This window comes from Gemmata sp. (assembly GCF_051859125.1).
Classification (GTDB): domain Bacteria; phylum Planctomycetota; class Planctomycetia; order Gemmatales; family Gemmataceae; genus Gemmata.
Window position 1 is genome coordinate 76,757 of sequence record NZ_JBHYGG010000291.1, and the last position, 12,146, is coordinate 88,902.

Genomic DNA, 12,146 nt, shown 5'->3' on the forward strand with positions numbered 1-12,146 from the left:
GGCCGGCAGAGCCGGCCCTACTGCTGGCCGCGAGCCCTCAATTCCGTCGCCCCCGCCGCGAGGTCACCCGATGCCCGAGCCCGTCACCAAGCCCGACCCCAAGCCCGCACGGGTCGAGGGGCCGCCCGAGGAGAGCTTCGAGGAGAAGTACAACAAGCGGCTCGAGTTCCCGCTGTCGCTCGTCAGCTCGGTCCTGCTCCACGTCCTGATCGGGGCCGTGATCGGGTACTGCGTGCTGGTGCTCATGAACAAGGGCGAGGACAAGTCGGGCGTCCCCGTGCGGTCGATGGCCGTCGGCGGCCTTGGCGACGACGGCGATGGCTCGCCCGGCTCCGGCGGGATGGAAGACCCACTCATCCAGATCCTCAACAAGGACCCGGCGACCGCCGCGGTCGAGTCGCTGGCCGACCCGAGCAAGCTCCCGCAGATCGAGGACGTGCAGAAGACGATCAAGACCATCGACCCGACCGGGAACATCCCCGTGAGTTCGTCGAACGCCGCGGCCTACGCGGGGCTCGACAAGGCGATCCGCGACAAGCTCCTCGGGGCGAACCGCGGGGCCGGGAACGAGGCGGGGAAGGGCACCGACGGCTCGAAGGGCACCGGCCCCGGCGGCACCGGGTCGAACTCGACGCTCGGCCGGAACATGCGGTGGACGCTGCGGTTCAAGGTGTCGAGCGGCCGCGACTACCTCGACCAGCTCAAGGCGATGAAGGCCCGGCTCCTCGTGCCGATCCCCGGGACCGACAAGTGCCTGCTCATCGAGAACCTCGACAACCCCGGCACCCCGCGGACCGTCGACGCGGCCGACTTCGCGAGCCTGTTGCGGTTCGTGGACTCGCGGCCCGAGGCGGTGAACAGCGTGATCGGTGCGCTCGGCCTGGACGTGAAGACGCGGTCGTTCTGCGCGATCTTCACGAAGGAGCAAGAGGCCGAACTCTCGAAGATGGAGACGAGCTACCGGAACCGCCGCGCCGAGGACATCGAGGAGACGATCTTCAAGGTGACGATCCGCGGCGGCGCGCCGGAGGTGTACGTCGACGAGCAGAAGGTGAAGCGGTGAAGGTGCGTCATTAGGTTGTCAGGTCATCAAGTCGTCAAGTCGCTTCGGACTGCTCGGGACTTGACGACTTGATGACCTGACAACCTGCGACTATTTGCGGTTGTTGCGGGTGATCTGGAAGACGCCGTTGCCCTTGGCGGCGTCGAGGATCGCGGTCAGCACGCCCCACGGCACGTCCTTGTCCACGTCGAGCACCATCTCCTTGCGGCCGGTCGATGCGATCACCTGCTTCATCTCGTTGAAGATCTGATCGACGGGCACGTCCTTCTTCTCGATCTTCACCACCGGCTTCTCGCCGTCCATCGTGGCCCGCACGATGAACACCCGGTCCCGGATGTCCTTCAGTTGCACCTGCGGGGCCGGCCCCTTCTTGTCCTGCTCGACCGGCGGCACGTCGATGGCGCGCTCCAGCGAGGCGTAGGTGATCGTGAGGATGAAGAAAATCAGCAACACGAGGCACACGTCGATCAGCGGGTTCATGTCGAGGTGGTCGTCGCTGGCGGTCGCGCGGGACGGCGGGGCGACCTCCTCGGCGACCGCGGCGAACGTCGGGTGGCTCTCGATCGGCTGCCACGCGGCGTCGCCCGGCCCGCGGACCTCGTCGGTCGGGAGCCAGTTGCCGTCGCGCAGCCCCTCGGCGACCGCGCCCGCGTCGGGGACGCTGACCGCGGCCGGGGAGCCCTGTTGCCGCACGTGCCACGCGCTCATTTCTTCGGTGCCTCGACGACGGTGGCGACGTAGGAGTTGATCTGCCGCTTCTTGAACCGCGGCTCCAGTTCGAGTTGCAGTTCGGTGACGCGGTCGTTGGGCAGGTCCTTGCGGCACGCGATGCGGACCTCGGGCGGTTGCTGCGCTTCGAGGAGCAGCGCGTCGAGCGCCGCGATCGCCGCCTCGGGGGTCGGCAGGCGGTCGTGGTCGGGGCGCGCCGGGTTCTGGCCGACGCGCACGGAGTACACCACGGTGAACTCGTCGGCCTTGTCCACGTTGATCGTGATGGCGAACGGGTCGGAGGCGAGTTCGCCCGCGTACCGCATCTCCGGCACGTCCACCGGGGCGAGCGCGCCCGCGGCGCGGATGATGATGAAGAACACGAGGAGGACCATGCTGATGTCGATCAGCGGGATCATGTCGACCTCGTCGTCGTCCTCGATGCGCGGCGCGGCCGGGCCCGGTTCGGGTTCGGGCAACTCGATCGGCTCGCCCGGCGGCGTCGGGTCGGGGCCGGCGGCGCTCTCGGCCTCGGCCCAGACCGTGCGAACGGCGGTCGGCCGGGGGAGGTAGTCGGTCAGCCCGTCCTGCGCGTCGACGCGGGCCCACTCGGCCTCGGTGCCCGCCGGCCGGACCATGTCGGTCGCGCCGAGCCGGCCCTGCTGCGTCCAGTCGGCGACGACGTGGTACGGCACGCCCTTGTAGACCGTGTTGGCGGTCACGAACCACACGTCGAACGCCTTGGGCGGCTTAGCCACGGCGCGCCCCCCGGGCGGGCTTCCGCTTGCGGTCGTCGGCGTCCTCGGGTTCCTCGGCCACGTCGAGTAGCTTTGGGTCCTTCTTGTAGTTGGTCACCAGCGTGACGAGCTTCTGCGACGCCGACTTGATCTTGATCTCGAAGTTCGCGATCCAGTCCTTGAACAGCACGTGGCCGAACACGAGCGGGATGGCGGTGAACAGGCCGAGTGCCGTGGCAAACAGCGCGAGGCCGATCTTGTCGGCCCCGCCGGCCACGCCCTTCACGTTGCCCTGCTTGGTCTGCTGGCCGATGGCGTCGAACGTCTGGATCATCGAGATGACGGTGAAGAACAGCCCGACCATCGTGGCGATCTTGGCGATGGCGAGGATCGGCGCGAGGAGGAAGTGGAGCCGCGGCACGATCTCGAGTTCGGTCTCGTTGGCCATGCTCCGCCGCATCGCCGCGGCCCCCTGGTCGGCGGCCTCCAGCCCGGCGATGAACAGCCGGTTCGGGATCAGCCCCTTCTCCTCCTTGCACAGCGCCACGGCCCCCTTCACGCCGTGCTTCCGCAGCGTCTGCTGGAACACGGGCAGGAAGTCGTCCATGTCGGTGCTGGAAGACTTGTTAAGGAGGATCCGCCAGATGACGAGTGCGGCCGAGACGAGCGACAGCACGACGAGCGGCAGCGCGAAGTACCACTCGTCGAGGAAGAACCCTTTGACCGCGTTCATGCCTGGTCCGTCGTGGAGTTGGTGGGCGACACAGTAGGAGTACGACCGAGCCCACCCGTTGCAACGGGTGGGCTCGGTGGGTCAGGTCGACGGGGGCGTGGGGAGGAACGCGCCGTCCCAGTCGGGCGGCGGCTTGCCCCGGGTCTTGTCCATGTGGCGGATGAGGCACTGGGCGACCGGGTCGCTCTCGAACAGGTCGCCGAGCCGCTCGCGGGCCGAGCCCCACTCGCCGGCGATGAACCACTCGACCGCCTCGTTCCACTGCGCGAGTTGCGACTGGTACCACTCGCCCGTGAGCCAGGTGTTCCCGCTCGTGGGCGACAGCTCGAAGGCCCGCAGCGGCACCTTCATGCCCCGGGGGCGGACGAGGCCCAGCAGGCGGAGGCGGCACAGCTGGCCGTTGGGGTCCCGCTCCAGGATCTTGTTGGCGACGGTGTCGTTGAGGACGATGCCGACGCCGAACGCCTTGGTCATCTCCTCGAGGCGGAACGCGAGGTTGACGACCGGGCCGTACAGGTCGACGACGCCGAGGTCGTGCGCCCCGAGGCGGCCGGCGATCGCGCGGCCGTGGGTCACGCCCAGGCCGCACCGCTTCTGGAACATCGAGCCGGTGAGCCGCTCGCGGATGAGCAGGGCGGCCGCCATCGCGGCCTCGATCTGCGCGTCGGCCCCGTCGGGCCAGCCCCAGAACCCGAGGACCGCGTCGCCGCGGAACCCGGCGACGATGCCGCCCTTCTGGGTGACGCCGCCGCTCATGGTGTCGAGCGCGAACTGGATGTCCCGCTGGGCGGCCATGAGGTCGGACCCGTGCTCCTCGGCGTACCCCGAGTAGTTCCGCAGGTCGCAGAACAGCACGGTGACGTTCGTCTCCCGGGGCTTGAGCATCCCCTCCATCTTGTCCGGGTCGTCGAGGTACTTCCGCAGCGACGTCGGCCACGCCCCCTGGAGGAGCTGGTTCTGCCGGATCACCTTGAGGGTCCGCCGGGTGGTCTCGATGAGGCCGACGAGGATCTCGCCGAACTTCTGGTAGTCGGTCAGCGACTTCGACTCGACCTTGGCGGGGCCGCCGCCGTCGGGCCGCGCGCGGCCGCTGATGTAGAGCGCGAACGGCGACCCGTCCTGGAACGGGGTGCAGACGGCCCACGGGGTCGCGCCGCTCTGGAACATCGCGCCGAGGGTGAGCGTGTGGTCGGTGCCGGCCGCCGGGTCGATGTCCTCGGGGTTCGTGGACCAGATGTGCAGGCAGCTCTTCCGCTCGCGGAACGCCTGCCGCACGAGCTTGCGGGACGGGACGAACTCGGCGGCCATCGCGGCCTGCGACCCGCGGACGTTCTGCTCGACCACCGCGACCCGGAGGTCGTTCGGGCCGCTGTCGGGCGGGATGCGGACGACCGCGGCCGCGTCGGCCTTGGGGAGCCCGGTGAGGGCCACCTTGAGCATCTGCCGGAACAGGCTCGGCTCGTTCACCGCCATCTTCAGGACGTTCGGGATCTGCTCCATCGCCTTGAGGATCGTGACCGGGTCGGAGAACGTCAGGTTCTCGAGTTCGGCCCGGGTGTACTCGACCTTCTGCTGGACGATGGTGGCGTCGACGGGCGCGGGCGGGGCGGCGTCCTGGTCCCCGCGGAGGGCGAACCGGGTCTGCCCGATGACGAACCACTCGCCGGGCCGGACCTCGCACTTCTCGACCGCGTTGTTCCGGAACCAGATGTGGTTCTGGGGCGGCTTCGGGAAGTCCGGGGTGACCGCCCGCCGCATCACCGTGAGCGTGGTCCCGTTCCACTCCAGGGTGGCGTGGAGCCGCGAGATCATCTTGTCCTCGGGGACGACCCAGTCGGCCTTGCCGGGGTCGCTCCCGAGGCGGATGACCTTGTTCTCGGGGAGGGGGTACCGCCAGGTGTACTGGCCGGGGGCAACGGACGTGCCCCCGGTGGCGGCCTTGATCTCGGCCAGTGCTTCCAACTCTGCCATGTGGCGCGGGCTCCACTGCCCGGCATCGAACCGACGCGGCCGCGTGCGCGGGGGTCGGACGCCGATACACTTCCGGGCGGTCCGGTGATTGTACCCGAAACCGGTCCGGGGTGGGAGACGGTCGGGGGCGACTTTCGGGCCGCGGGCGTCCGACCGTTCCGGAGCCGGCCCCGGTGGGGCCGGCCACGGAACGCCCTCGACCCGACTCGGGATCAGAACGTGAGCCCGAACTGCACGAAGAACCCTTCCAGGGACAGGTTCGACGGGCGGGTGTCGAGCTGGCTCCCGACGTCGTCCGTGTACCGCACCGGCTCGGTCAGTCCGAACCACTGGGTGACCTCGTACCCGGCCCGGATCGAGACGGTCCGGTACTGCCACCCGCCGCCGACCGCGATGCTCGCGAGCGGCACCACCTTCCGCACGTTGTACTGCGTGTTCACGTAGGTCGTCGCGCCGCCGTCGTTCGTCTCGAGCACGGCGTTCCGCGACCGGCCCGTGAGGAGCCCGCCGGTGGTCCGGGCGTACCCGTGGAACCCGCCGCACACGTTCAGCACGGCCTCGCCGCCGATGATCGGCCCGAACCCGCTGAACCGCGAGCTGGAGGTGACTGTCGCGTTCACCGCGTCGAGCCCGTTGTACAGCGTGTTGAACCGCTGGTTGATCTCCGCGAACCGGAGGCCGCCGATGGCCCGGAACGTGAAGTGCTCGTCGAGCACCAGCCGCTTGCCGACGATCATGTCGTAGACGTTGTAGTTCAGCGACGTGTTCGCGGTCGCGGTGAGGGCCGTGTCGGTCAGCCCCGGGCGGGTGAGGGTCGGGAGGATCACCTGGCCGGCCCCGGCCGTCACCGACTGGTTCCCCTGGGTGTTGAAGTACGTGTACCCGAACCCGAGGTCCCAGCCCTTCTCGAAGTGGTAGCCCAGCTCGGTGCGGACCCCGCTGCCCAGGTCGAACGTCGCGTTCTGGACCGGCCCGGCGATCGCGAGGCCCGAGGTCGGGTTCAGTTGGGCGTAGTCGAGCGACCCATTGTGGACGCGGAACAGCAGGTACTCGGCCGTGCCGTAGAACCCGGCGTGCTGCGGCGCGCTCGGGGTCAGGCACCCGGGCGTGTGGCCGTGGGCGTGCGGGTCCGGCGGCGGGATCAGGTCGGCGAACTCCGGCGGGGTCACGTCCCGCAGGGGGGCCTCGCCCGCGGCGGCCGGCGGCGAGGCGGGGGGAGCAACCGGCAGCGCCCGCGGCGCCGCCGGGGGCGCGGCCGGCGGAAGGGACCGCGGCGGCCCCTGGGCCGCGGCCGGCGTGACGACTGCGACACACAACACCAATGCGAGCCAGCTCCCCCGAGGCATGGCCGTCCCCCCTGTTTGCATCTGTTCCCGATTGGCGGGCCGAATACCAACCCCCGCCGGCGGGCACAAGGCGGAATCCGCCGATTCGGCGGCCAATTGCGGTCCCGGGTGTGACACTCGGCCGCGGGCGCGGTCTAGAATGCTTGGGCACCCATTCCGGCCCGAAGGACAATCCATGACCGCACCCCGGCCGACCACCCTGCAACAACTCCGCGACAGCGGCTGGCAGTCCAAGACCGTCAAGCACGAACTCCGCGACAACTTCCTGGCCGCACTCAAGGAGAACCGGCCGCTGTTCCCGGGCATCGTCGGGTACGAGAACACCGTGGCCCCCGAGATCAGCATCGCCGTGCTCGCGGGCCACGACATGCTGTTCCTCGGCGAGAAGGGGCAGGCCAAGAGCCGCCTCATGCGGGCGCTCGTGAACTTCCTCGACGAGTACGTCCCGTACCTGGACATCCCGGGCTCGCCCGTGCACGAGGACCCCACCCTGCCGATCACCCGGGCCGGGAAGGAACTGCTCCGGAACACCCCGCCCGAGCAGGTGCCGGTCGCGTGGTGGCACCGCAAGGAGCGGTACGCCGAGCGGCTCGCCCCGGGGACCAAGTTCGCCGACGTGATCGGCGAGATCGACCCGGCCAAGCTCGCGATGGGCACCAGCATGGCCGCCGAGGACGCGCTCCACTTCGGCCTGATCCCGCGGATGCACCGCGGCATCTTCGCCATGAACGAGGTGCCCGAACTCGACGAACTCATTCAGGTCGGGCTGTTCAACATCCTCGAAGAGCGCGACGTGCAGATCCGCGGCTACCCGATCCAGTTCGACCTCGACGTGCTCGTGCTGTTCTCCGCGAACCCGACGACCTTCAACCGCTCGGGGAAGGTGATCCCGCAGCTCAAGGACCGCATCGGGTCGCTGATCCAGACGCACTACCCGAAGGAGCGGGCGCTCGGCATCGAGATCATGGAACAGGAGGCGGGCCTCGACGCGGGCGGCGAGTTCCCGGTGGTGGTGCCGTACTTCATGAAGGAGATCGTGGAGCAGATCAGCGTCAGCGCCCGGAAGAGCAAGTACGTGGACCACGCGAGCGGGGTGAGCGCCCGGTTCAGCATCGCGAACTACCGGACGATGGTGGCGAGTGCCCGGCACCGCGGGGTGCGGCTCGGCGAGGCCCCGGCCGTGCCGCGGATCAGCGACCTCGGGCACCTCCCCACGTCGGCGCTCGGCAAGCTGGAACTCGACCTGATGGGCTCGCACCAGATGTCCGAACGGCAGGTGCTGGAGTCGATCGTCGCCGACGCGATCCGCGTGGTGTTCGACGAGTACGTGGACAAGCACGGGCTGGACGAGATCGCGACGGCGTTCGGCAAGGGGGTGAAGATCGAGGTGGGCGACATGCTCCCGAGTGCCGAGTACGCCAAGCGCCTCAAGCGCGTCCCCAAGGCGTGGGAGAAGGCGTTCGAGGTGAACGCCGGCGCGACCGACGCGGTGCGCGCGAGCTGCGCCGAGTTCGTACTCGCGGGCCTCTACGCGACCGACCAGATCAGCCGCGGCACCCACCACGGCCACATCACCTACGAGACGTAGACGGACCCGCGAGGCACCGGCTCACCCGGACTCCCAGCGAGACGGGTACAATGCGTTGCCGACACCGACCGGGAGATGCGATGAGCACCGAGCAAGAACAGCGGACGCCCGGCGGGATCGTTCACACGTACCAGCGGTACGACCCGGTGAACTTCCCGAGCCCGACGGCCCCGCCGCCGGACATGGTCTCGCCGCTCATGGAGCACGTGCTCCAGTTCGGCGACGGCGACGAGTTCACCGAGGAGCAACTCGCCAACGCCATCCGCCTCGACGCCTCGCAGATCGCCGGCCTCGGGCCGAGCCTCAACGCGATCAGGCAGATGCTCCTCGAGCGCAAGCGGAAGATCCTCGAGACCTACGAAACCAAGCACGTCAAGAAGCTCGCCGCGAACGAGTTCCGCGACGCGGCCCAGAAAGTTTCGCCGCCGGCCAAGCTCGACAAGGCGTACCAGAGGGCCGTCAAGCAGGAGCAACTCGCCGACCTCGAGGCGCTGTACTTCCAGGCCAACGACGACACGAGCCGGTTCGCGCGCGAACTCGTCATCGTCGTCGGCCTGCTCGGCGAGAAGTACCAGGTCGACGAACTCGCCTCGAAGTACGAGTTCACCGGCCGCGAGAAGATGGACGTGCCGAAGGCGCTCGAGGTGAAGGAGGAGCTGGAGACGATCGACAAGCTCCTCAAGCAGCTCGAGGACGCCAAGAAGACGGCCCAGCTCGCGATCATCGACATGGAGGACCTGGAGAAGTTCGCCGAGCCCGGCGACATGGAAAAGCTGTCGGCGCTCCAGCAGCAGATCGAGGACTACATCAAGGAGCAGGCCGAGAAGCAGGGGCTCGAGGGCGACGGCAAGGGCAAGTACCGGCTCACGCCGAAGGCGCTGCGGCTGTTCCAGTCGAAGGTGCTCACGAAGATCTTCGGCGACCTCCAGGCGTCCCGCACCGGCCGGCACCCGGACGCGGTCGCCGGGGAGGGGGCCGTCGAGTCGCCGAAGACCAAGCCCTACGAGTTCGGCGACTCGGTCGCGCAGATGGACATCCCCGCGAGCATGACGAACGCGCTCCTGCGGAGCGGCCCGGGGCTCCCCGTGCGCATGACCCCCGACGACATCGTCATCCACCGCACCCGCGTGAACCCGAAGGCCGCGACGTGCGTGCTGCTCGACATGAGCGGGTCGATGCGGTACGACTCGCAGTACGTGAACGTGAAGCGCATGGGCCTCGCCCTCGAGGGGCTGATCCGCAGCGAGTACCCCGGCGACTTCCTCCAGTTCGTCGAGATGTACACGTTCGCCAAGCCGCGGCACGTCTCGGAGGTCGCGGGCCTGATGCCCAAGCCGGTGACGATCTTCAGCCCGGTGGTGCGGCTCAAGGCCGACATGAGCAACCCGGACGTGAGCGAGGTGCGGATCCCGTCGCACTTCACGAACATCCAGCACGCGCTCCAGACGGCCCGCCGCTACCTCGCCGCGCAGGACACGCCGAACCGCCAGGTGGTGCTCATCACCGACGGGCTGCCGACCGCGCACTTCGAGGGGAGCACGCTGTTCATGCTCTACCCGCCCGACCCGCGGACCGAGGAGGCGACGATGCGCGAGGCGCTGCTGTGCGCCCGCGAGGGGATCACCATCAACATCTTCCTGCTGAGCAACTGGAACCAGTCCGAGGAGGACGTGCGGTTCGCGTACCGGATCGCCGAGAGCACGAAGGGCCGCGTGGTCTTCACCGCCGGCCGCGACCTCGACCGGTACGTGATCTGGGACTACATCAAGCGCCGCAAGCAGATCGTCTCGTGACGACCCGTCACACCAAGTCTAGTTGATTACCAACTGTAGCCGGCCTCGGTGAGGCCGGGCCTCTAGGACTCGTACACGCCCGGCCTCACCGAGGCCGGCTACAGAGCGGATACGGATCACCGCGATTCGGTATCACTCGGGCGGCGCGCCGTCGCGGGCCTTGACGAGGGTGACCTCGTTGCCGGTCGAGTTGTACCGCACCTCGGTCATGAACGCCCGCATCAGCAGGACGCCGCGGCCGCTCGGCCCGGGGACGTAGTCGGGGTGGTCGGGGTCGGGGAGCTTCGTCACGTCGAACCCCGGCCCCTGGTCGGAGATGACGAACGTGGCCCGCCCCGGGACCAGTCGGGCGTTCACCCGCACCCGCCGGTCGCGGTACGGGGCCTGCCCGCGGCGCTCGGCGGCCAGCGTGTGGAACGCCTCGTCGCCGTTCTCCCGCAGGGCCGAGCTGACCTCCAGGTTCCCGTGGCACATCGCGTTCAGCAGCGCCTCCTCCAGCGCCACGCCGGCCCGGGTCGCGTCCGGGGCGTCGCACAGCCCGATCGCCACCATGTCGTCCCGGAGCATGGAGACGAGCGGCGGCACCAGGCACGGGTCGTTCTCGAGGGCGAACTGCGAGCTGCGGCGGGTCAGGCCGGCGAGCAACCGGGACCGGCGGGCGTCGGCCTGGCGGATCGAGAGCACGCGGTCCAGCGCGGGGACCAGGTCGTGGGTCAGCGACTGCTTGGGGACGTAGTCGGCCGCACCGGCCTTGAGCGCCTCGACCGCGATCCGCTCGCTCCCGTGGCCCGCCATCAGCACGACCGGCACGTGCGGGAACTTGTCGCGGACCCTCTCGACCAGGGTGAGCCCGTCCATGTGGGGCATCTGAACGTCGGTGACCACGACGGACGGGGCCTGACGCGCGATCGCGGCCAGTGCCTCGACCCCGTTGTGCGCGAACGTGGTCCGCCACCCGAGCGGTTCCAGGAGCTTGGCAACGATGCGCTGCTCCAGTTGTGAGTCGTCCACAACCAGGATCGTCGGCACATCGGGCGGGGCGGGCGTAGGCATCGCGGGAACCCCAGGCGTGGCTGGCCGTTCGGATTGTAGCACGCCGCGGGGGGGACACACAAATGATGCGCCACCGGGTCCTCGGAGCAGTTAGTCGCGGGGCGGGCGCCCGAACGCCGCGCTCACCGCGCGGAACGACGACTTCGCGGCCGCCGCCGGGTCGTACCCGGGTTTGTTACTCACCTGTGCGCTCACTTCAACCACCACCGGCCCGGTGTACTTCGCCCCACTCAACAGTTTCGCCAGCTTCGGGTAGTCGGTCGCGCCGTCCCCGGGGAGGAGGAACTCGAACTTCTCCGGCGTCCCCTTCGCGTCCTTCACGTGCGCGAACACCGAGTGCGGGGCCAGTTCCGTGACCGCGTGCTCGATGCGAACCCCTCGTAGCTCGAAGTGGCTGAAATCGAAGGCCAGCCGGAGCCACTCGCTCCCGACCTGTTTGACGAGCCACACCGCGTCCGCAACGGTGTGCAGGGCGTTGGCCACGTGCGGCTTCACCGCGACGACGGTCTTGCGGTCCCTCCCGACGGCGGCCCAGTCCGCGAGCCGCTCGGCGAGCCGGTCCTTGACCTTGTCCCACTCGGCGGGCTTGCCGCCGAGGACGGTCTCGATCGGCGGCGGGCGGTCCGGCCCGAGCGCGTTCGCGAGGTCGGCGGCGGCCCCGAGCCGGTCGAGGTTCGCACGGTGCGCCGCGGCGTCGCCGAGGGCCGGGAGGTTCTCCATCAACCCGAGCACGGACAGGTTCGCGTCGGCGAGGCGCTTGGCGAGCGCCTTCACGTCCGCGGGCGTCAGTTTGGCCGGATCGGCGTGGTAGCCGGGCATGAGGGCGAGTTCGACCCCGTCGTACCCGCAGCGCTTGCACACGTCGAGCGCGTCCGCCAGGGGGAGCGCCCTCATGCCGTAGAGACTGAAGCCGAGCGGGAGCCGCCCGGGTACGGCGGCCGCGCCGGGGGCGGGGAGGGTGGCGGCGAGTGCGGCCGACAGCCATTCGCGGCGGGTGAACTGCGGCACGGTGCGCCTCGGGGTGTGGGGCACCGCCCATCATAACGACCGCGGCCGCCCGTTGCGAACGGGCGGCCGCGGCGATTCTCAACCGACCCGGCTCACCAGCGGAAGATGAGCTCGAAGGCCCCGGTCCACTGGTCGTTCTTGCCGTC

10 protein-coding genes are annotated in these 12,146 nt (G+C 69.4%); 3 read left to right on the forward strand and 7 right to left on the reverse strand.

Annotated features, from left to right (window positions below; all coding sequences use genetic code 11):
* Nucleotides 1-70: 70 nt before the first annotated feature.
* Complete coding sequence (locus ACTIGN_RS30700; protein WP_439631133.1) at nucleotides 71-1,063, forward strand: hypothetical protein; 993 nt, start codon at nucleotides 71-73, stop codon at nucleotides 1,061-1,063.
* Nucleotides 1,064-1,153: 90 nt separating this feature from the next.
* On the opposite strand, the gene ACTIGN_RS30705 is transcribed toward ACTIGN_RS30700, so the two are convergent.
* From ACTIGN_RS30705 to ACTIGN_RS30725, 5 genes are all read right to left on the reverse strand, one after another.
* Entirely contained in the window at nucleotides 1,154-1,771 is a 618-nt protein-coding gene (locus tag ACTIGN_RS30705; protein ID WP_439631135.1) for an ExbD/TolR family protein, read from the reverse strand.
* A complete protein-coding gene (locus ACTIGN_RS30710) occupies nucleotides 1,768-2,529 on the reverse strand; it encodes an ExbD/TolR family protein (RefSeq protein WP_439631137.1) in 762 nt (253 codons plus the stop codon). The genes ACTIGN_RS30705 and ACTIGN_RS30710 overlap by 4 nt, the downstream gene beginning before the upstream one ends.
* Nucleotides 2,522-3,241: a MotA/TolQ/ExbB proton channel family protein gene (locus ACTIGN_RS30715; RefSeq protein WP_439631139.1), complete on the reverse strand. Its 720-nt coding sequence runs from the start codon at nucleotides 3,239-3,241 to the stop codon at nucleotides 2,522-2,524. The genes ACTIGN_RS30710 and ACTIGN_RS30715 overlap by 8 nt, the downstream gene beginning before the upstream one ends.
* 81 nt (nucleotides 3,242-3,322) lie before the next feature.
* Nucleotides 3,323-5,212: an adenylate/guanylate cyclase domain-containing protein gene (locus ACTIGN_RS30720; protein WP_439631141.1), complete on the reverse strand. Its 1,890-nt coding sequence runs from the start codon at nucleotides 5,210-5,212 to the stop codon at nucleotides 3,323-3,325.
* 212 nt (nucleotides 5,213-5,424) lie between these two features.
* Complete coding sequence (locus ACTIGN_RS30725) at nucleotides 5,425-6,531, reverse strand: Lpg1974 family pore-forming outer membrane protein (protein ID WP_439631143.1); 1,107 nt, start codon at nucleotides 6,529-6,531, stop codon at nucleotides 5,425-5,427.
* A 202-nt stretch (nucleotides 6,532-6,733) separates the two neighbouring features.
* Between ACTIGN_RS30725 and ACTIGN_RS30730 the strand changes: the two genes are divergently transcribed.
* Nucleotides 6,734-8,146, forward strand: a complete 1,413-nt coding sequence (locus ACTIGN_RS30730) for a magnesium chelatase (RefSeq protein WP_439631145.1) — start codon at nucleotides 6,734-6,736, stop codon at nucleotides 8,144-8,146.
* Between the two features lie 80 nt (nucleotides 8,147-8,226).
* The gene (locus ACTIGN_RS30735; RefSeq protein ID WP_439631147.1) at nucleotides 8,227-9,939 is read left to right on the forward strand and encodes a VWA domain-containing protein; all 1,713 of its coding nucleotides are present in this window, start codon (nucleotides 8,227-8,229) and stop codon (nucleotides 9,937-9,939) included.
* Nucleotides 9,940-10,071: 132 nt separating this feature from the next.
* On the opposite strand, the gene ACTIGN_RS30740 is transcribed toward ACTIGN_RS30735, so the two are convergent.
* Both ACTIGN_RS30740 and ACTIGN_RS30745 read right to left on the reverse strand, forming a co-directional pair.
* Nucleotides 10,072-10,992, reverse strand: coding sequence for a response regulator (locus ACTIGN_RS30740; protein ID WP_439631149.1), 921 nt, complete (start codon nucleotides 10,990-10,992; stop codon nucleotides 10,072-10,074).
* Nucleotides 10,993-11,082: 90 nt separating this feature from the next.
* Complete coding sequence (locus tag ACTIGN_RS30745; RefSeq protein ID WP_439631151.1) at nucleotides 11,083-12,000, reverse strand: sugar phosphate isomerase/epimerase family protein; 918 nt, start codon at nucleotides 11,998-12,000, stop codon at nucleotides 11,083-11,085.
* Nucleotides 12,001-12,146: the final 146 nt, after the last annotated feature.